The 19,820-nt window shown below is 60.5% G+C and carries 15 protein-coding genes and 1 other RNA gene; 5 read left to right on the top strand and 11 right to left on the bottom strand.

Annotated elements, in window-relative coordinates:
• The first annotated feature begins 258 nt into the window (after positions 1–258).
• Positions 259–990 carry an EAL domain-containing protein gene (locus SSARUM_RS10430; protein ID WP_033646308.1) on the top strand — a complete coding sequence of 244 codons (732 nt, stop codon included), beginning with the start codon at positions 259–261 and terminating at the stop codon, positions 988–990.
• Positions 991–1,248: 258 nt separating this feature from the next.
• Positions 1,249–2,691, top strand: a complete 1,443-nt coding sequence (locus SSARUM_RS10435) for a protein adenylyltransferase SelO (protein ID WP_033646307.1) — start codon at positions 1,249–1,251, stop codon at positions 2,689–2,691.
• Between the two features lie 37 nt (positions 2,692–2,728).
• On the opposite strand, the gene SSARUM_RS10440 is transcribed toward SSARUM_RS10435, so the two are convergent.
• From SSARUM_RS10440 to ppsR, 9 genes are all read right to left on the bottom strand, one after another.
• Entirely contained in the window at positions 2,729–3,514 is a 786-nt protein-coding gene (locus SSARUM_RS10440; RefSeq protein WP_033646306.1) for a heme ABC transporter ATP-binding protein, read from the bottom strand.
• The gene (locus SSARUM_RS10445) at positions 3,507–4,511 is read right to left on the bottom strand and encodes a FecCD family ABC transporter permease (RefSeq protein ID WP_033638351.1); all 1,005 of its coding nucleotides are present in this window, start codon (positions 4,509–4,511) and stop codon (positions 3,507–3,509) included. The genes SSARUM_RS10440 and SSARUM_RS10445 overlap by 8 nt, the downstream gene beginning before the upstream one ends.
• The gene (locus SSARUM_RS10450) at positions 4,511–5,341 is read right to left on the bottom strand and encodes a heme/hemin ABC transporter substrate-binding protein (protein WP_060429961.1); all 831 of its coding nucleotides are present in this window, start codon (positions 5,339–5,341) and stop codon (positions 4,511–4,513) included. The genes SSARUM_RS10445 and SSARUM_RS10450 overlap by 1 nt, the downstream gene beginning before the upstream one ends.
• On the bottom strand, positions 5,338–6,375 hold the full coding sequence (locus tag SSARUM_RS10455) for a hemin-degrading factor (RefSeq protein ID WP_033638353.1): 1,038 nt from the start codon (positions 6,373–6,375) through the stop codon (positions 5,338–5,340). The genes SSARUM_RS10450 and SSARUM_RS10455 overlap by 4 nt, the downstream gene beginning before the upstream one ends.
• Before the next feature lie 66 nt (positions 6,376–6,441).
• Positions 6,442–8,523, bottom strand: a complete 2,082-nt coding sequence (locus SSARUM_RS10460; protein WP_060429963.1) for a TonB-dependent hemoglobin/transferrin/lactoferrin family receptor — start codon at positions 8,521–8,523, stop codon at positions 6,442–6,444.
• Between the two features lie 94 nt (positions 8,524–8,617).
• Positions 8,618–8,800, bottom strand: a complete 183-nt coding sequence (gene hemP, locus SSARUM_RS10465; RefSeq protein WP_016927944.1) for a hemin uptake protein HemP — start codon at positions 8,798–8,800, stop codon at positions 8,618–8,620.
• A gap of 171 nt (positions 8,801–8,971) precedes the next feature.
• The gene (locus SSARUM_RS10470) at positions 8,972–9,457 is read right to left on the bottom strand and encodes a glutathione peroxidase (RefSeq protein WP_033646302.1); all 486 of its coding nucleotides are present in this window, start codon (positions 9,455–9,457) and stop codon (positions 8,972–8,974) included.
• Positions 9,458–9,562: 105 nt separating this feature from the next.
• Positions 9,563–10,609 carry a 3-deoxy-7-phosphoheptulonate synthase gene (locus tag SSARUM_RS10475; RefSeq protein WP_004931381.1) on the bottom strand — a complete coding sequence of 349 codons (1,047 nt, stop codon included), beginning with the start codon at positions 10,607–10,609 and terminating at the stop codon, positions 9,563–9,565.
• A gap of 197 nt (positions 10,610–10,806) precedes the next feature.
• Entirely contained in the window at positions 10,807–11,667 is an 861-nt protein-coding gene (gene ppsR / locus SSARUM_RS10480) for a posphoenolpyruvate synthetase regulatory kinase/phosphorylase PpsR (protein WP_049234269.1), read from the bottom strand.
• A gap of 459 nt (positions 11,668–12,126) precedes the next feature.
• Between ppsR and ppsA the strand changes: the two genes are divergently transcribed.
• A complete protein-coding gene (gene ppsA, locus SSARUM_RS10485; protein ID WP_041034881.1) occupies positions 12,127–14,505 on the top strand; it encodes a phosphoenolpyruvate synthase in 2,379 nt (792 codons plus the stop codon).
• 109 nt (positions 14,506–14,614) lie between these two features.
• Here ppsA and rprA read toward each other — a convergent pair.
• Positions 14,615–14,724, bottom strand: an RNA gene (rprA, locus tag SSARUM_RS10490) — antisense sRNA RprA.
• Positions 14,725–14,982: 258 nt separating this feature from the next.
• Positions 14,983–16,083, bottom strand: coding sequence for an AI-2E family transporter YdiK (ydiK, locus tag SSARUM_RS10495; protein ID WP_033646299.1), 1,101 nt, complete (start codon positions 16,081–16,083; stop codon positions 14,983–14,985).
• 244 nt (positions 16,084–16,327) lie between these two features.
• Between ydiK and ydiJ the strand changes: the two genes are divergently transcribed.
• Both ydiJ and menI read left to right on the top strand, forming a co-directional pair.
• Positions 16,328–19,384 (top strand): D-2-hydroxyglutarate dehydrogenase YdiJ, encoded by a 3,057-nt coding sequence (ydiJ, locus tag SSARUM_RS10500; RefSeq protein ID WP_060387693.1) that lies wholly within the window; start codon positions 16,328–16,330, stop codon positions 19,382–19,384.
• A complete protein-coding gene (menI, locus tag SSARUM_RS10505) occupies positions 19,381–19,797 on the top strand; it encodes a 1,4-dihydroxy-2-naphthoyl-CoA hydrolase (protein WP_016927938.1) in 417 nt (138 codons plus the stop codon). The genes ydiJ and menI overlap by 4 nt, the downstream gene beginning before the upstream one ends.
• Positions 19,798–19,820: the final 23 nt, after the last annotated feature.

Here is a 19,820-nt window from a genome sequence, read left to right on the forward strand (position 1 = left end):
GAGATAAGTCAAATTTGGCCGTCAATCCATTCTACTTAAGCCAAATACCTTTTCACATAACGCGTTTGGCGGGCGCCATGGCATAAGTTCGGCTGCTTTTCTTTGCGCCTTTCACGATTGTCGTATAGCTTTAATCTATCAATTAAATGATATTTCATGGGTATTTACATTGATATTTCCGATTAATCCCAGAGGGATTGATCGATAAAATATATTGATATACGATGATACGCTAGCCATTCATCCTGTGGCATTAAAATGAACATCCAACTCGAAGCTGACTTTATTAGTAGCTATGTTTTTCAACCTGTTTACTCAATGGAGGGCGGGCTGTTGGCGGTGGAAATGTTGAGCCGATTCAACAGTCTCGACGGTGATTTAGCCATGCCGGCCGAAATTGGGATTAATTTATTGGCGCCTGAACAAAGGATTGAGTTATTTAATGAGCAACTGAAACTTGCGGAGCAACATGCGGCTTGGTTTACCGGTAACAACGTGCAGTTGACCATCAATATCGAAGAAACCATCGTTGAGCTTATTCTTTCCGATTCGGCGTTGTGCCAACGGATCGGGCAATATCCTTTTATTGCATTTGAAGTGAGTGAGAGTTTTCCGAATCTTTCGGCCGGGAAGAACAACCCGAGCGTGCGGCGATTAAGCGAAATGTTTACGCTGTGGCTCGATGATTTCGGTTCCGGTAAAGCCACGCTGACCGCGTTGTACGATGGTTTGTTTGACTACGTAAAGATAGACAAGCGTTTTTACTGGCAGCTGTTTACCCATCAGGGATATGACGTGGTCATCGACTCGTTGTTAAAGAATATCAACCTGTTATGTAAAGGCGTGATCGTCGGAGGAATAGAGAAAAAAGAGTATTTTAATAAACTCAGGTACGCCGGTGTTTTAGGTCTGCAAGGTTTTTTATGGCCCAGCGTTGGTGTGGATAATCTGCAAGCTTTGCTGGCGACGCCCAGCGAGTTCAATAATTAAGAAGTGATATAAAAAATTACACACAATGAGGTAAATCATGCGCGGAGTGAGGTTACCGTGATTCCGCTACCGTTATTGATCCTCGCTGTTGGGCTGATAACACCGTTTATCAGCCGGCATTAAACCCGCGCTTCCTCAGCCAGGCGGAACGCCAAACTCCCCGCATCCGTCCTGACGACAGGCGGATGCGTTCTCCCTGCATTCCTTCGGTGTTAATCCGCTCGTTCAGGCTCTACACTACGCTGAAACGGAGGGCCTATGCCGCAGTTCGATAACGCTTACTACCAACAGTTACCCGGCTTCTACACCGCTCTGAACCCGACGCCGCTCAAGGATGCGCGCCTGCTGTACCACAGCGAGCCGCTGGCGCGCGAGCTGGGGCTGGATGAAAGCTGGTTTACTCAGGATAAAACCCCGATTTGGGCGGGAGAAACGCTGCTGCCGGGCATGCAGCCGCTGGCGCAGGTGTACAGTGGCCACCAGTTCGGCGTGTGGGCAGGGCAGTTGGGTGATGGCCGCGGCATTTTGCTTGGCGAACAGGTTCTGGCGGACGGCAGCCACCGCGACTGGCACCTGAAGGGCGCCGGGCTGACGCCGTATTCGCGCATGGGGGACGGCCGCGCGGTGCTGCGTTCGGTTATCCGCGAGTTTCTGGCCTCTGAGGCGCTGCACCATTTGGGGATCCCCACCACCCGAGCGTTGACCATCGTCACCAGCAGGCAGCCGGTGTTCCGCGAGCAGCCGGAACGCGGTGCCATGCTGATGCGGGTGGCGGAAAGCCACGTGCGCTTCGGCCACTTCGAACACTTTTACTACCGTAACCAGCCGGAGCAGGTGCGGCAGCTGGCGGATTTCGTCATCGCCCGTCACTGGCCGCAGCTGCAGGATCAGGCCGAGCGCTACCTGTTGTGGTTTACCGACGTGGTCGAACGCACGGCGCGCCTGATCGCCCATTGGCAAACCGTCGGTTTCGCGCACGGCGTGATGAACACCGACAACATGTCGATTCTCGGTATCACCATCGATTACGGCCCTTACGGTTTCCTTGACGACTACCAGCCCGGCTATATCTGCAACCATTCCGATCACCAGGGGCGTTACGCCTTCGACAATCAGCCGGCGGTGGCGTTGTGGAACCTGCATCGTCTGGCGCAGACCCTATCGGGGCTGATGACCACCGAACAGCTGCAGCAGGCGCTGGCGGCGTATGAGCCGGCGCTGATGCGCGCCTACGGCGAACAGATGCGCGCCAAACTCGGCTTCTTCACGCCGACGGCGCAGGACAACGACGTGCTCACCGGTCTGCTGGGCCTGATGGCGCAGGAAGGGCGGGACTATACCCGCACGTTCCGCCTGTTGAGCGAGACCGAACAGCAGCAGGCGCAGTCGCCGCTGCGCGACGAGTTTATCGATCGCGCGGCGTTCGACGCCTGGTATCAGCAGTATCGTCAGCGTTTGCAACAGGAGCAGGTGAGCGATGCGGAGCGGCAACGGGCGATGAAGGCGGTGAATCCGCGGCTGATCCTGCGCAACTATCTGGCGCAGCAGGCGATTGAGGACGCGGAGAACGACGATGTGGGCCGTTTGCAGCGATTGCATCAGGCCCTGCTGCGGCCGTTCGACGATGTGCCGGAGTATGACGATCTCGCCGCGCTGCCGCCGGACTGGGGCAAGCACCTGGAGATTTCCTGCTCCAGCTGAGATGAAGAAAGGGCGCTTGATAGCGCCCTTAAATTTTTTATTGGCGCAGGTAGACCTGCGGCAGCGACACTTCGGGATGATGCACCACGCCGAGATCGGCCTGATACCAGCGGGTGAGGATCTCCGTTTGCAACACTTCCTGCGGCGTGCCGCTCGCCACCAATCGCCCCTGATGCAACAGCAGGATCCGATCGGCGTACAGCGCGGCCAGATTGAGATCGTGCAGCACGCAGCAGACGCCCAGCGGCTGTTGGCGCGTCAGCGAGCGCAGCAGGCGCAGGGTGTGCTGCTGGTGATACAGATCCAGCGCCGAGGTCGGTTCGTCGAGGAACAGCCAGGCGGGGGACGGCTGCGGTTGCCACAGCTGCGCCAACACCCGCGCCAGCTGCACCCGCTGTTGTTCGCCGCCGGACAGCTGGCGGTAGTCGCGCTGCGCCAGCGCCAGGCAGTCGGTTTGCGCCATCACCTGTTGGATCGCCTGATGCTCGTCGCGTTTGCCGTGCGGCGAACGCCCCATGCTGACCACTTCTTCCACGCTGAACGGAAACGCCAAATCGCTGTACTGGCGCATCACGGCCCGGACTTTGGCCAACTGTTGCGGCGCCCAGTGTTCCAGCGGGCGGTCAAGCAGCCGACATTCGCCGCAGTCCGGCGTCAAATAGCCGGTCAGCAAGCGCAGCAGCGTCGATTTGCCGGCGCCGTTAGGGCCGATAATCGCCACCATTTCACCGCCGGCAAGGCTGAGCGAAACGTCGTTGATCAACCGGCGCGTACCGAGGCTGTAACGCAGCTCCCGGGCTGTCAGGCAGGCGGCGTTATCCACCGGCTCGCTCCCGCTGGCGCATCACCAGCCACAAGAAATAGGGACCGCCGATCAGGCTGGTCATCAGCCCCACCGGCATTTCGGCCGGCGCCACCAGCGTGCGCGCCAGCGTATCGCTGACCAGCAACAGGCAGGCGCCGCCCAGCGCGGAGCAGGGCAGCAGCCAGCGGTGATCGCCGCCGAGGCGCATGCGCACCAGATGCGGCACCACCAGGCCGACGAAGCCGATCACGCCGCTCATCGCTACCGCCGCGCCGATCAGCAAGGCGCTCAACAACAGCAGCTGCAGCTTGGCGCGCTGGACGTTCACCCCGAGGTAGTGGGCCTCTTCGTCCCCCAACTGCAACAGGTTCAGTCGGCGCGCCTGCAGCAGCGTCAGCAGCGCCGCAGGCAGGATCAGCGAGGCGGAAACCGCCAGGGTCGGCCACTGCGACTGGCTGAGGCTGCCCATCATCCACAGCGAGAACTGGCGCAGCTGTTGATCGCTGCTGACGTAAGAGAGCACGCCGATGGCCGCCATGCACAGGGCGTTGATGGCGATGCCCGCCAGCAGCAGCCGCGACAGATTGCCGTGCCCGCTGCGGCTGATGCCGTAGATCAACAATGACACCAGCAGGCTGCCGAGGAACGCCGCCAGCATATGACCGTACAGCGCGATCGTCACCGGCAACGCCAGCGGCATCACGATGAAGAGCGCGACAAACAGCGCGCCGCCGCTGCTGATGCCCAGCAGGCTCGGATCCGCCAGCGGGTTGCGGAACAGCCCTTGCATCACGGCGCCGGATACCGCCAGCGCGCAGCCGATCACCACCGCCAGCAGCACGCGCGGCAGGCGAATGTTCAACCAGATGTGCCAGGCTGCGTCGCTGAAGGGTTCGCGCCATAGGGTGCGAAACGACAGCGTCAGCGCGCCCAGGTTGGCGGCGACCAGCGCCAGCAGCGTCAGCAGCACCAGCAGACCGATGATGGCCAGCTGAGGCGAGGTGCGACAGCGCATTACTTTTGCTCCGCCGCGTGGCGCAGCTTGGCCAGCGCCGCCGGCGTTTCCAGACCGAAGCCCAGCAGCGCCATGTCATCGACGATCAGCACGCGGCGCTGCTTGCCTGCCGGCGTCAACGCCAGGCCCGGCAGCGTCCATAGCTGCTGTTCGCCGCCGAGGGTGCGCACGCCGTCGGTAGTGACCAGCAACAGATCCGGCGCGCTGGCGATGACGCCTTCCTGCGACAGCGGCCGGTAGCGGTCAAAGCCCTGCATGGCGTTTTTCAGCCCGGCGGCGGCGATCACCGCGTCGGCGGCGGTGTGTTGCCCGGCGGCCATCGGCGTGATGCCGCCGTGGCTCATTACGAACAGCACCTTGACCGGCAGCGGGGAGGTATCCACCGCCGCCAGCTGTTGTTGATAGCGCTCGCTCAGCTGTTTGCCTTGCTCAACGCGTTGCAGCGCGGCGGCGATCGTAGCGATTTTCTGCGGTACCGCCTGCAGGGTGGTGTCACCCGGCACGCTGACCACTTTGACGCCGCTGTCCGCCAGCTGTTTGAGCACCAGCGCCGGCTGTGCCAGCTCGGTCGTCAGCACCAGCGTCGGCTTCAGCGCCAAAATGCCTTCGGCGTTCAGCTGGCGCATGTAGCCGACGTCCGGCAGCTTTTTCACCGCTTCCGGATGCAGGCTGGTGCTGTCGCGGGCGATCACCTCGTCGCCGGCGCCGAGCGCGAAGGCGATTTCCGTCACGTCGCCGCCGATCGAGACGATGCGCTGCGCCGCTGCGGCGGTGAGCGGCAGCGCCAGCGACATCATCAACGCCAGGCGGCGGATCAAGGAAGATTTCATGCGGCGATGTCCTTGGCGGCGAGCGCGGCAACCTGCTCGCGCCACTGGGTTTGTTCCGGCTGGCCTTCGGTGCGCTGGCCATACAGCTGCGCGATCTGTGTGCCGTCGGCGGCGAACAGCTCCAGGCTGGTGACGATACCGTCCTTGGTCGGTTTGCGGGTGATCCAGCTTTCGGCGATGGCGTCTTCAATCAGGTGCAGCGTGAAGCGGCGGTTGAACACGTTGATCCAGCCTTCCTGCGGCATCAAACGTTCGATCTGGCCGGTGAAGATCTGCACGCAGCCGCGGTTGCCGACGAAGATCATGATCTCGTTTTGCTGTTGCTGCGCCGCTTCGAGCAGCTGCGACAGCGCGCTGTTGTCCACCTGGTAGGCCAGATCGTCGCCGACGGCGCGGAAGGCCTGTTGGCGCGTCAGCTTGTTGCGGCTCAGCAGCTGGAAGAACTGGTGAACGTCGGTCATCGCGCGCCACTCACCGTCGATTTTGGCATGATCCTGCGTCGTTTCATCGGTGGTTGCCGCCTCGGCGGGCTGCAGCGCCAGCGCCGGGTTTTCTTCGCTCAGGTGGCGCTCCACCAGCGCCATCCAGGCCGGCAGATCGGTTTCCTCGGTGGTGTAGACCTTGTGCAGCGCATCGCCCTGTTGGTCGAAGAACTGAATGCTGTGGCGCACGCCGCGCTTGTTGGTTTCGCTCATGGCGAAGACGCTGGTCCAGTGGTTGAGGAACAGGCGCAGATCCAGCTCGCGTGGGTTGAGGATCAGCCCGGCGTGGCCGTTGAGGTGCTGGTTGCGGTAGCGGCCCATCTGCTCATGCACCGCATAGCTGTTGCGGGTGATGGACTTGGTGACGCCGACCTGCTCAAGCTCGGTCAGCAGGGTGCGCGCGTCGGCCTGCAGGCGGCGGGTGTCGTGACCGACGCGGGCGTGCGTCAGCTCCGCTTCGCTGACGCCGAGGATCGCCGCCAGATCGCGGGCGTATTTGCCGGGGTGATCGATTTTAGCCTGTTGGTAGCGTTCGTATAGGGTGTTGCTCATGCGGGATTCTCCTGCGCTGTAATGCGAACGGCGGACAACCGGGTTGTCCGCCAGATAGTCAAATGATTACCACTGGTAGCTGACCAGCAGTTTGGCGTTGCGGCCATCCTGCGGGACGCCCTGCGGCGAGTAATATTCCTTGTCGAAGGCGTTGCCCAGCACCACGGTGGTGGTCATGCCCTGCAGACGATCGCGGCCCTTATAGCTCAGATAGAAGTCGTTGACGCCGTAGCCGGCTTGTTCGGCCGTGCCGGTCTCCACGCGCGTCGCGCGTTCGGCTAAGGTGGCGACCCAGCCGGCGGACAGGCCGGTTTCGCCCAGCGGCACGTCCAGCGAACTGGTGACGGTGTCTGGATTGATGCTGCTTAACCAGTCACCGGTTGCTTCATTTTTGCCACGGGTGCGGTTATAAGCCAAATCCCAGCCGAACCATGGTGTTTTATAGCTGAGCGTAGCGTCCCAACCCCATATTTTGGCGCGATCGATATTGGTCGAGAATGTGGTGCAACTGATGCAATAAGGACCTCGCGGACCGCGTCCCAGTTCCATCGTGACATCGGTGGTGATGTAGTCCTTGGCTTTGGTATCGAAATAGCTGGCTTTGAACTGCAGACTGTCATCGGCCAGCATCAAATCATCGAAACGCAGACCAAACCCGTACTCTTGGGTTTCGTTGGTTTCCGGTTTCAAATTCGGGTTAGGCACCCAATAGTTGGTGATGGTGGTTGGTCCCATTGGAATTGAGAAGTGCTTGGAGTCGTTGTACATCTCACCCATCGTCGGCGCGCGGAACGCCTGAGAATAGGAGCCGAACAGCATCAGCCAGTCGGTAGGCGTAATACTAACAGCACCGCGAGAGGACCATTTGTCCGCATCCACATCGGCATAGCCGTCGCTTGAGCCCTTGTAATTGTCATAGCGGGTGCCGGCGAGCAGAGTGACAGGCAGATCGCGCAGCGTGATTTCATCCTGTAGCCAGCCTGAAGCGAAATTGATTTTTGCGTGTGGGAAACTTTCGGTAGCGCCGCCCGGTGTTTGTTCCTGTTTGTAGGCCTCGGTGCCGTAGGTCAGCAGGTGCGAGGCGAAAGTATCCGCAAACAGGCGCGTTCGGTTTTCGAGTTTGGCGCCTTTCGTGGTTTGTTTGCGTGCTTCATCTTCGCTGCCATTGGCGTGAGCGTTAATTTTTACGTCTGAATAATACACTTTCGCTTCCGCATCCAGCCAATCCTGGCCGGCGGGTTTCAGTTTGTAACTCAGTGCCGCGTCGCGTTGAATCGTCGAACGATCGGTCATTAAGTTTCCACTGGAGCTGGCTGGCGTTTGCGGGTTTTTCGGCTCCTGCGCGCTGTTATTGTAGTAACGAAGATTGCCGCTCAGCGACTGATTGTCGTCGAGCTTCCAGGTGCCTTTGGCCAGCACGTTGCTGATGGTTTCGTCGTTAGGCGCATCGAAGCCGTTGCCCTGACGCAGATCGCCGACGTCGCGAGTGCCGAAAGACAGCAGGCCGTCGAGGTTATCGGTCTTGCCATAGGCGCTGGCGCCCATGCCCAGGCTGTGATCGCCGGTGCCGGCGGTGCCGTAGACGCGGAACCCGCTATCGTGGCCCGGCAGCAGCAGATCGGCGGCATCGACGGTCTCATAAGACACTACACCACCCAACGCGCCGCTACCGTACAGCAACGCGGAGGGGCCGCGCACGACTTCAATGCGTTTCACTAACGCAGGATCCAAAAATGTGCCGTTAATATGGCCGGTATCGGTCCCCTGACGGATGCCGTCGACCAGCGTCAGCACGCCGCGTCGGTCGTAACCGCGCATCATGAGATCCTGCCCATTGCTGCGCCCGGAACCCGTGACGGTAATGCCCGGCACGCGGCGCAGCATATCGGCGGCGGTGCCTGCAGTTTGGCTTTCCGGCGAGTTGCCTTCGATGACCGTGACCATCATCGGCGCTTCAAAGCTGCTACGCTGGTTGCCGGTGGCGACCACGGTCATGGTCTCGTCGGCGGCTTTGGCTTTTTTGGCCGGCGCCGCGTTGGAAGAGGATGTTGTGCTGGTGTTTTGTGCCAAGGCCACCGTAGGCAGAGCGCAGGCAATCGCCAGACTCAAAGCGGAAAAACGCAGCCGGGTGGAAAATGTCAGAGGCATGGTGCAACTCTCCGTATGTAATAAAACATATCAATAGATTTGCTGGCTGCCTGGATCAAAAGATCGGGGTGGCTGGCGTTTGAGGGTTCTGTGGTTATTTGGTCAGGATCAATTTCCCGGCTTTGGTCTGCCGCAGTTGATAGCGCTGGCCCTGATGGGTAATGAACGCGATGCCGTCGGCGCCGAGCAGCTGTGCGCTGTCGTAGCTGGGCGGCGCGTTTGCGCTGTGCTCGGTCGGGGCCGCGGCGGCGGGGGTAGGCGTGTTGGCAGTATCCATTATCATTGTGCTTATAAAACAGACCATTAAATGGTAATTAATATCAAACTGAGAATCATTATCATGTGAAGGAAAGGTTACATCAAGGAAAATTTTCTTACCGATGGAACCTTTTTGTCGAATGGACATCCGGCGGCGGGCCGGGCGTACCCGGCCCGTGTAAAAGGGGCGTTATTTCAGCAGGGTTTCGATGCGGTCAAACAGACGCTCGGGCTTGGTGATCGGCGCAAAGCGCGTGACGCGCTGGCCGTCGGCGGTGAGCAGGAACTTGGTGAAATTCCATTTGATGCGGCGGCTGCCCAGAATGCCGGGCGCCAGGCGTTTCAACTCATTGAACAGCGGGTGCGCGCCGGGGCCGTTAACGTCTATCTTGCTGAACAGAGGGAAACTGACGCCGTAGTTGAGGCTGCAAAAGTTGGCGATCTCCAGCGGGCTGCCCGGCTCCTGAGAACCAAACTGGTTGCAGGGGAAGCCGAGCACCACCAGGCCGCGTTCGCGATAGTATTGCCACAAATTTTCCAGCCCGCGGTATTGCGGGGTGAAGCCGCACTTGCTGGCGGTGTTGACCACCAGATAAGCGCGCGCCGGGTAATCGCCCAGCGTTTTTTGCTCGCCCTGCAGCGTGACGCAGGGGATGGATAACAGAGAGTGAATCATGCCGTGGCTCCAGGTGCGTTTCGGCGGGTGCTAAAGCGTTGCAATCAGTATAGATGAGCGGGACAGAAGGGATAAAGCCGGGGTGAGGCCCCGGCCTCTAGTGCGTCAGAAACGGCTATCGACCGCATCCGCCAGCATCGCCAGCAACTGTTCGCTGTCGGACCAGCTCAGGCAAGGATCGGTGATTGACTGGCCATAGGTCAGCGGCTGGCCGGCGACGATCTTCTGCGTGCCTTCCACCAGGAAGCTTTCCGCCATCACGCCGGTGATGGCGGCGGAGCCGGCGCGGATCTGTTGGCAGACGTTGTCGGCCACTTCCAGCTGGCGGCGGTGCATTTTCTGGCAGTTGCCGTGGCTGAAGTCGATCACCAGGTGTTCCGGCAGATCGAACTCGCGCAGGCTGTCGCAGGCGGCGGCGATGTCGCTGGCGTGATAGTTCGGCGTTTTGCCGCCGCGCATGATGATGTGGCCGTACGGGTTGCCGCTGGTCTGATAGATGGTCATTTGGCCATGTTTGTCCGGCGACAGGAACATGTGCCCGGCGCGCGCCGCGCGAATGGCGTCGATGGCGATGCGGGTGTTGCCGTCGGTGCCGTTTTTGAAGCCGACCGGGCAGGAGAGCGCCGAGGCCATTTCACGGTGGATCTGGCTTTCGGTGGTGCGCGCGCCGATGGCGCCCCAGCTGATCAGATCGGCGATGTATTGGCCGACCACCATGTCCAGGAATTCGGTGGCGGTTGGCAGGCCGAGCTGGTTCACTTCCAGCAGCAGGCGGCGCGCCATTTCGATGCCGCGGTTGACCTGGAAGGTGCCGTCCAGCGCCGGATCGGATATCAGGCCTTTCCAGCCGACGACGGTGCGCGGTTTTTCGAAATAGGTGCGCATCACGATCTCCAGGCGATCCTGGTAGCGTTCGCGCAGGGCGTTCAACCGGCCGGCGTAATCGACGGCGGCGTCGAGATCGTGGATGGAGCAGGGGCCGATCACCACCAGCAGGCGGCGGTCTTCACCGGTGAGGATTTTTTCAATGCGTTTTCGTGACGCGGTCACGTTGTCGGCGACGGCCGCCGAGATCGGCAGCTTGTCCGCCAACGCTTGCGGCGTGACGAGGCTGTCGATGCGCGCGGTCCGCAGTTCATCTGTTTTGTGCATGTTGTTCCCTGGAAACTGTTCTTCTCTGCGGCAGGAGTGCCGGGAAGTGATGGCGATCACAATAACGCAAAAAGCGCTGAATTCAACCGTAGAGATTGTGTTCTGTTGATCAAAGCCGCGAAAAAAAGCACAAAAAAATCAGCGGCTGCTGAAATAAACGGCAGGTGGCGGGGCGCGGCGGCCCCGCGAGGAAAAGGTCAGAACATGCGGCGGCTCATGCCGAGGATGTCGAGGATTTTGGTGGAGATCTCTTCGACCGAATAGTTGGTGGTATTGAGGTAGCGGATCTGATTTTTGCGGAACAGCGCCTCGACTTCGGCGATCTCCATACGGCACTGGCGCAATGAAGCGTAACGGCTGTTTTCACGCCGTTCCTCACGGATCGCCGCCAGGCGTTCCGGATCGATGGTCAGGCCGAATAATTTATGCTGAAACGGTTTCAGCGAGGCCGGCAGGTGCAAATTGTCCATATCGTCGGCGATAAACGGGTAGTTGGCGGCGCGGATGCCGAACTGCATCGCCAGATAAAGGCTGGTGGGGGTTTTGCCGCAGCGCGACACGCCGAGCAGGATCACCTGCGCCTGATCGAGGTTGCGCAGCGAAATGCCGTCGTCGTGCGCCAGCGTATAGTCGATGGCGGCAATGCGCGCGTCGTACTTGCCGAGGTTGCTGGCGGTCAGACCGTGGGTGCGGTTCGGCACCGGCGTCGGCTCCACTTCCAGCTCGCCCTGCAGCGGGCCGACCAGCGCCTGCACGATATCCTGGCAGAAGCCCTGGCTCTGCACGATCACATCGCGCACTTCCGGCGAGATGATGGAGTAAAACACCAGCGGCCGCACGCCGGTTTCATTATAGATATCATCGATTTGTTGGCGAACTGCGCGAGCGCGCGCCTCGGTTTCGACAAACGGCAGGGTATAGGTGGTCGCCGTGACCGGGAACTGCGACAGCACCGCGTGTCCCAGCACTTCGGCGGTGATCGCCGTACCATCCGAAATATAAAAAACGCTTCTTTCCACCCGAGGCTCCTTACCTGAAAACGGTGTTACTGCTGTCATCACTGTCAATATCATGAGCCGCAGACGATCCGCCGGTAAAGGGGCGAGGGGAAAAATTGTGACGGCGGGGCGGTAAAGCGCCTTGCGGCGGCGCGTGAAGAAAAGCGCGTTTTGCCGGCGGTAAAAATCGCGGCGCGGCGACGCTTTTCGAGCCGAAACGTAAATTTGCCGCTATTTTCACCAAAAACGGTAGCGTTTGCGTGGTCATTAAAACAGAAGTTTAAAAAGAGCGTAATTTGTTGAGAACTAAGCTTTTCGTGCGATTGGGAACGGTTCCCAGGCAAATCAGCCGGTTAGGACATTCTCTTAAAAACCACTTTCTTCAGTGGGTTGATCGATTCACCTTTCCATTTTCCCCGGATCAGTGTGCTAGTCTGATTCGGCTCCGTGTTAGCGGCGCCGTAAAGCAAGCGAATTAAATCCGTCTTTACCCTACTGATAGCAATAAGGATTGTCTCGATGTCCAACAATGGCCCAGACTTGCGTAATGTGCTTTGGTACAACCAGCTTGGCATGCACGACGTTGACCGTGTCGGCGGCAAAAACGCCTCCCTCGGTGAAATGATCACCAATCTTTCCGATTTGGGCGTGGCCGTGCCGAACGGTTTTGCCACCACCGCACAGGCGTTTAACGATTTCCTCGAACAAAGCGGTGTTAACCAGCGCATCTATCAGCTACTGGATCAGACCGACGTTGACGACGTTGCACAACTGGCCAAGGCCGGCGCCCAGATCCGCCAATGGGTGATCGACACGCCGTTCCACGCCGAGTTCGAACGCGAAATTCATCAGGCTTACCAACAGCTCGCCGACGGCGAACCGGAAGCTTCCTTCGCGGTGCGCTCCTCCGCCACGGCGGAAGACATGCCGGACGCGTCCTTCGCCGGCCAGCAGGAAACCTTCCTCAACGTGCAGGGCATCGACGCCGTAATGGTGGCGATCAAGCACGTGTTCGCATCGCTGTTCAATGACCGCGCCATCTCTTATCGCGTGCATCAGGGCTATGACCACCGCGGCGTGGCGCTGTCGGCGGGCGTACAGCGCATGGTGCGCTCGGATTTGGCCTCTTCGGGCGTGATGTTCACCATCGATACCGAGTCCGGTTTTGATCAGGTGGTGTTTATCACCTCCGCCTTCGGCCTGGGTGAAATGGTGGTGCAGGGCGCAGTGAACCCGGATGAGTTCTATGTGCACAAACCGACGCTGCAAAACGGCAAGCCGGCGATCGTGCGCCGCAACCTGGGTTCGAAAAAGATCCGCATGGTGTACGCGCCGTCGCAGGATCACGGCAAGCAGGTGCGCATCGAAGACGTGCCGGAAGCGCAGCGCAGCCGTTTCTCGCTAACGGATGACGAAGTGCAGGCGCTGGCGCAGCAGGCGATCCTGATCGAAAAACATTACGGCCGCCCGATGGATATCGAGTGGGCGAAAGACGGCCATACCGGCAAGCTGCTGATCGTGCAGGCGCGCCCGGAAACCGTGCGCTCCAACGAACAGACCATGGAGCGCTACCAGCTGAACGGCTCCAGCCCGGTGCTGGTGGAAGGCCGCGCCATCGGCCACCGCATAGGCGCCGGTCCGGTGAAAGTGATCCACGACATCAGCGAAATGGATCGCATCCAGCCGGGCGACGTGCTGGTCACCGACATGACCGACCCGGACTGGGAACCGATCATGAAGAAGGCCGCCGCGATCGTCACCAACCGCGGCGGGCGTACCTGTCACGCGGCGATCATCGCCCGTGAGCTGGGGATCCCGGCGGTGGTGGGCTGCGGTCACGCCACCGACGTGCTGAAAGACGGCCAGAAAGTCACCGTGTCCTGCGCGGAAGGCGACACCGGCTTCGTTTACAGCGATATGCTGGATTTCAGCGTGCAGAGCTCCGAAGTGACCGAGCTGCCGGATCTGCCGCTGAAGATCATGATGAACGTCGGCAATCCGGATCGCGCCTTCGACTTTGCGCGTTTGCCGAACGAAGGCGTGGGCCTGGCGCGGCTGGAATTTATCATCAACCGCATGATCGGCGTGCACCCGCGTGCGCTGCTGGAGTTCGATCAGCAGACGCCGGCGCTGCAAAACGAGATTCGCGCGCTGATGCAGGGTTACGATCATCCGGTCGAGTTCTACGTCGGCCGCCTGACCGAGGGCATCGCGACGCTGGGCGCCGCCTTCTGGCCGAAGCGCGTGATCGTGCGCCTGTCCGACTTCAAATCCAACGAGTACGCCAACCTGGTGGGTGGCGACAAGTATGAACCGCACGAAGAGAACCCAATGCTGGGCTTCCGCGGCGCCGGCCGCTACGTGGCCGACAGCTTCCGCGATTGCTTCGCGCTGGAGTGCGAGGCGGTGAAACGCGTGCGTAACGAAATGGGGCTGACCAACGTCGAAATCATGGTGCCGTTCGTGCGCACCGTGGCGCAGGCGGAAGCGGTGGTGGCCGAGCTGGCGCGTCAGGGGCTGAAACGCGGCGAAAACGGGCTGAAAGTGATCATGATGTGCGAGATCCCGTCCAATGCGCTGTTGGCGGATCAGTTCCTCGAACACTTCGACGGCTTCTCCATCGGCTCCAACGACATGACCCAGTTGGCGCTGGGGCTGGATCGCGACTCCGGCGTGGTGTCGGAGCTGTTCGACGAACGCAACGACGCGGTGAAAGCGCTGCTGTCGATGGCGATTCAGGCGGCCAAGCGCCACGGCAAATACGTCGGCATCTGCGGCCAGGGCCCGTCCGACCACGAAGACTTCGCCGAGTGGCTGATGGAGCAGGGCATCGACAGCCTGTCGCTTAATCCGGACACCGTGGTGCAGACCTGGATCAATTTGTCGAAAAAGAAATAATGTCTCGGCCTCGCTGAGGCATTAACGCCGGGCCGCAGTTAACGCTGCGGCCTTTTTATTTCTGAATGTAAATAACGGCGCGTAAAATAATCAATTCGACGAAAAAAGAATAAAAAAAAGCCCACCGTAGGAGATGGGCAAAGACTACACACAGCAATTCACATGTATGGCATTACATTGTTCAGAAAGGTTGCTTTAAAATCAGTGATTTGAAGCAATAGATGGCCATAATACTAGATTTTTGAACGCGACTAGTCATTAAGAATCATCCTAATCGATAGCGGCATCACATTTTATTTGCGGGAGTTATCTCTTTTTGCCGTTTGCAACAAACAGGGATTTACATTGCACCTTTCATTCGCGGTGCCGTAATCAATATATGGCGGCATTATATTGGGCGGAGATATTACTCGAATGGGGTAGGAATAACGGCAGGAGTGAAAAGTTCCGCCCGACGATGCGGGCGGAAAGGGGGAATTAGCGTTTTTCCAAATCTTCGATGACTTGCTCCGGCGCGGTGGTCGGCTCCGGCGCTTCATCCATCCAGGCGGTCAGCAGGCGATAAGATACCGCCAACACCACCGGGCCGATGAACAGGCCAATCATGCCGAAGGCCAGCAAGCCGCCGATAACGCCGGACAGGATCAGCAGCAGCGGCAGATCGGCGCCCATGCGGATCAGCACCGGGCGCAGCACGTTATCCAGCGTAGCCACCACGCAGCTCCAGACCAGCAGCACGGTGCCCCAGGTGGTATCGCCGTGCCAGTACAGCCAGATGATGGCCGGCACCAGCACCAGCAGCGGCCCCAATTGCGCCACGCAGCAGATGAAGATCAGCATCGTCAGCAGAGTGGCGGCCGGAATGCCGCTCACCGCCAGACCGATGCCGCCCAGCACCGACTGCACCAGCGCAGTCACCACCACACCCAGCGCGACGGCGCGGATCGCCTGGCCGCCCAGCAGCACCGCCGCATCGCCGCGCGCAGAGCCGAGGCGCACCGCAAAGTGGCGGATGCCCAACGCCACCTGCTCGCCGCGCGCATACAACAGGGCGCTGAACAGCAGCATCAGCGCGCAGTGCAGCAGCAGACGGCCGATATGCGCGGCCTGCGCCACGAACCAGGTGGCGGTTTGGCCGAAGTACGGCTGCACCTTCGCCAGCAGCGCGGCGCCGCCGGCGTTAACCAGCGTATGGTAGCTGGTATAGAGCCTGTCGCCGATCATCGGCACGGACTGCAGCCAGGCGAGATCGGGAATATGCAGTTTGCCCGGCGAGCTGGCCCAGGCGATCAGCGGCGCACTGTTATCCACCACGCTGCTGATCAGCAGAGAGATAGGCAAAATGAACAGCAGGATCAGCAGCAGGGTCATCACCAGCACCGCCAGCGAGCGGCGGCCCCACAGCAGCTTTTGCAGTTTGAGCAGCAGCGGCCAGGTGGCGATCACCACCATTCCCGCCCAGGCGAAGCCGAGAATGAACGGTTGGATCACCCAAAAACAGGCGACGATCATGATGGCGATAAACAGCACGCCGAAAATAATTCGCGGTAAGTCGTAACGCGATTGCGGGAGTGGCATCAGTGGCTTCTCATCCTGGTCAATTAAATCCCTGGCACCGGCGAATCGGGTGCCTGTCGGTCGGTTTATTACCGCCGGACGGCCGCCTGTGGCGGCGTTCGCAGGGCGGTAATAATGTGAATGCCTTCACTAAACGAGTATGTTAGTTTTTAGTGTCACTAAAAAATAGGGTGGGTCTGAATTAAAGGCCCGATTCAGCGTACATCAGCGCATAAAAAATAGACGGACAGGGTCAAAAAAGCGAATGATCCCACAGATTTCTCAGGCGCCCGGCCTCGTTCAACGGGTGCTCGACTTTTTGGAAGCACTGAAGCAAAACGGATTCAACGGCGATACCGCCACCAGCTATGCCGACCGGCTGACGATGGCCACCGACAACAGCATCTATCAGCTGTTGCCCGATGCGGTGGTGTTTCCCCGTTCCACCGCCGACGTGGCGCTGATCGCCCGCCTGGCCGGGGAAGAGCGATTCAATGCGCTGACCTTCAGCCCGCGCGGCGGCGGCACCGGCACCAACGGCCAGTCGCTCAATACCGGCATCGTGGTCGATATGTCGCGCCATATGAACCGCATTCTGGAGATCAACGTTGAACAAGGCTGGGTAAAAGTCGAAGCCGGGGTGATCAAGGATCAGCTGAATCAATATCTGCGGCCGTTCGGCTACTTCTTCTCGCCGGAACTGTCCACCAGCAACCGCGCCACCCTGGGCGGCATGATCAATACCGACGCCTCCGGCCAGGGTTCGCTGGTGTACGGCAAAACCTCCGATCACGTGTTGGGCCTGCGGGCGGTGCTGCTGGGCGGCGAGATGATCGATACCCGCGCCATGCCGACGGCGCTGGCGGAAACGATTGCTCTGGACGAGACCGCCGAAGGGCGTATCTACCGCACGGTGCTGAACCGCTGCCGCGAGCAGCGCTCGCTGATCCTGGAGAAATTCCCCAAGCTCAACCGCTTCCTCACCGGTTACGATCTGCGCCACGTGCTGAGCGACGATCTGCAAACCTTCGATCTGACGCGCATCCTGACCGGCGCCGAAGGCACGCTGGCGTTTATCACCGAGGCGCGGCTGGACATCACGCCGCTGCCGAAAGTGCGTCGCCTGGTCAACGTGAAGTACGATTCCTTCGATTCGGCGCTGCGCAATGCGCCCTTTATGGTCGAAGCCAAGGCGCTGTCGGTGGAAACCATCGATTCCAAGGTGCTGAACCTGGCGCGTGAAGACATCGTTTGGCACTCGGTGAACGAACTGATCGCCGACGTGCCGGATAAAGAGATGCTCGGGCTGAACATCGTCGAGTTCGCCGGCGACGATCGGGCGCTGATCGACGGCCAGATGGAAACCCTGTGTCAACGGCTGGACGAATTGATCGCGCAGCGGCAGGGCGGCGTGATCGGTTACCAGATCTGTGGCGATCTGTCGGGCATCGAGCGCATTTACAACATGCGCAAGAAGGCGGTCGGGCTGCTGGGCAACGCCAAAGGGCGCGCCAAGCCGATTCCGTTCGCCGAGGACACCTGCGTGCCGCCGCAACACCTGGCGGACTATATCGTCGAATTCCGTCAACTGCTCGACGACCACCACCTGAGCTACGGCATGTTCGGCCACGTCGACGCCGGGGTGCTGCACGTGCGCCCGGCGCTCGACATGTGCGACCCGCAGCAGGAGGTGCTGATGAAGCAGATCTCCGATCGGGTGGTGGCGCTGACCGCCAAATACGGCGGCCTGCTGTGGGGGGAGCACGGCAAGGGGTTCCGCGCGGAATACAGCCCTGAGTTCTTCGGCGAAACGCTGTATGAAGAGCTGCGCCGCATCAAGGCGGCATTCGATCCGGATAACCGCCTGAACCCGGGCAAGATCTGTTCGCCGCTGGCGGTGGATGCGCCGATGATGCAGGTGGACGCGGTCAAGCGTGGCACCTTCGATCGCCAGATCCCGGTCGAAGTGCGCACCTCATTCCGCGGTGCGCTGGAGTGTAACGGCAACGGCCTGTGCTTCAACTTCGACGTGCGCAGCCCGATGTGCCCGTCGATGAAGATCAGCGGCAACCGCATTCATTCACCGAAAGGGCGGGCGACGCTGGTGCGCGAGTGGCTGCGTCTGTTGGCCGAGCAGGGCGTCGATCCGCTGGCGCTGGAGAAAGAGCTGCCGCAGCAGCGAGTCAGCCTGCGCGGTTTGATCGAAAAGACCCGCAACAGCTGGCATGCCAGCAAGGGCGAGTATGATTTCTCGCACGAAGTGAAAGAGGCGATGTCCGGCTGCCTGGCTTGCAAGGCCTGCTCCACCCAGTGCCCGATCAAGATTGACGTGCCGGGATTCCGTTCGCGCTTCCTGCAGCTCTACCACACCCGCTATCTGCGCCCGGTAAGCGACTACATGGTCGCCGGCGTGGAGAGCTATACCCCGTTGATGGCCCGCGCGCCGAAGGTGTTCAACTTCTTCTTCCGCCAGCCGTGGCTGCGGGAGATGAGCCGCAACGCCATCGGCATGGTCGATCTGCCGCTGCTGTCCAGCCCGACGCTGCGTCAGCAGCTGTCCGGCCACCGCGCGACCACGCTGACGCTGGAGCAGCTGGAAGGGCTGAGCGCCGATCAGCGCGCCGATCACGTGCTGATCGTCCAGGATCCGTTCACCAGCTATTACGACGCCAAAGTGGTGGCGGACTTTGTCCGGCTGGTGGAGAAGCTCGGCTATAAACCGGTGCTGCTGCCGTTCTCGCCGAACGGCAAGGCGCAGCATGTGAAGGGGTTCCTGACGCGCTTTGCCCGCACCGCGCGCAAAACCGCCGATCTCCTCAACCGTATGGCGCAGCTCGGCATGCCGCTGGTGGGCGTCGATCCGGCGCTGGTGCTGTGCTACCGCGACGAATACCGCGAGATCCTCGGCGCCGAACGCGGCGATTTCCAGGTGCAGCTGGTGCACGAATGGCTGCAGCAGCGGATCGCGGATCGCGCCGAACAGCCGGCGACCGGCGAACCCTGGTATCTGTTCGGCCACTGTACCGAAACCACCGCGCTGCCGGCCAGCGGCCAACAGTGGGCGGCGATCTTCGCGCGCTTCGGCGCCAAACTGGAGAACGTCAGCGTCGGCTGCTGCGGCATGGCGGGCACTTACGGCCATGAAGCCAAGAACCTGCAAAACTCGCTCGGCATTTATGAGCTATCATGGCACCCGACGCTGCAGCGTTTGCCGCGGCAGCGCTGCCTGGCGACCGGCTATTCCTGCCGCAGCCAGGTGAAACGCATCGAGGGCAATGGCGTGCGCCACCCCTTACAGGCACTTCTGGAGATGATTGAGTGAAATTGTGGAAACGTGAAACATCGCTGGAGCAGCTGAACCGCGCCGGCGACGGCTGCATGGTCAGCCATGTGGGCATCGAGTTTACCCAGCTGGGCGAGGATTTCCTCGAGGCCACCATGCCGGTCGATGGCCGCACCCGGCAGCCGTTCGGGCTGTTGCACGGCGGGGCGTCGGTGGTGCTGGCGGAATCGATGGGATCGATGGCCGGTTACCTGTGCAGCGAGGGCGAGCAGAAAGTGGTGGGGCTGGAGATCAACGCCAACCACCTGCGCGCGGTGTTCGATGGCCAGGTGCGCGGGGTGTGCCGCGCACTGCACGTTGGCCGCCGTCATCAGGTGTGGCAAATCGAGATCTTCGACGCGCGCGATCGGCTGTGCTGCACCTCGCGTCTGACCACGGCGGTCATCGACTGATTCCCGCCGGTTTCCGCAGGCGA

It is taken from the genome of Serratia sarumanii, from assembly GCF_029962605.1.
GTDB classification, from domain to species: Bacteria; Pseudomonadota; Gammaproteobacteria; order Enterobacterales; family Enterobacteriaceae; genus Serratia; species Serratia sarumanii.

What these genes read in the sequence shown, in the direction of transcription:
- SSARUM_RS10430 (WP_033646308.1), top strand. Translation starts at nt 259, where the DNA reads ATGAACATCCAACTCGAAGCTGACTTTATTAGTAGCTATGTTTTTCAA.
- SSARUM_RS10435 (WP_033646307.1), top strand. Translation starts at nt 1,249, where the DNA reads ATGCCGCAGTTCGATAACGCTTACTACCAACAGTTACCCGGCTTCTAC.
- SSARUM_RS10445 (WP_033638351.1), bottom strand. Translation starts at nt 4,511, where the DNA reads ATGCGCTGTCGCACCTCGCCTCAGCTGGCCATCATCGGTCTGCTGGTG.
- SSARUM_RS10450 (WP_060429961.1), bottom strand. Translation starts at nt 5,341, where the DNA reads ATGAAATCTTCCTTGATCCGCCGCCTGGCGTTGATGATGTCGCTGGCG.
- SSARUM_RS10455 (WP_033638353.1), bottom strand. Translation starts at nt 6,375, where the DNA reads ATGAGCAACACCCTATACGAACGCTACCAACAGGCTAAAATCGATCAC.
- SSARUM_RS10460 (WP_060429963.1), bottom strand. Translation starts at nt 8,523, where the DNA reads ATGCCTCTGACATTTTCCACCCGGCTGCGTTTTTCCGCTTTGAGTCTG.
- hemP (WP_016927944.1), bottom strand. Translation starts at nt 8,800, where the DNA reads ATGGATACTGCCAACACGCCTACCCCCGCCGCCGCGGCCCCGACCGAG.
- SSARUM_RS10470 (WP_033646302.1), bottom strand. Translation starts at nt 9,457, where the DNA reads ATGATTCACTCTCTGTTATCCATCCCCTGCGTCACGCTGCAGGGCGAG.
- SSARUM_RS10475 (WP_004931381.1), bottom strand. Translation starts at nt 10,609, where the DNA reads ATGCACAAAACAGATGAACTGCGGACCGCGCGCATCGACAGCCTCGTC.
- ppsR (WP_049234269.1), bottom strand. Translation starts at nt 11,667, where the DNA reads ATGACAGCAGTAACACCGTTTTCAGGTAAGGAGCCTCGGGTGGAAAGA.
- ppsA (WP_041034881.1), top strand. Translation starts at nt 12,127, where the DNA reads ATGTCCAACAATGGCCCAGACTTGCGTAATGTGCTTTGGTACAACCAG.
- ydiK (WP_033646299.1), bottom strand. Translation starts at nt 16,083, where the DNA reads ATGCCACTCCCGCAATCGCGTTACGACTTACCGCGAATTATTTTCGGC.
- ydiJ (WP_060387693.1), top strand. Translation starts at nt 16,328, where the DNA reads ATGATCCCACAGATTTCTCAGGCGCCCGGCCTCGTTCAACGGGTGCTC.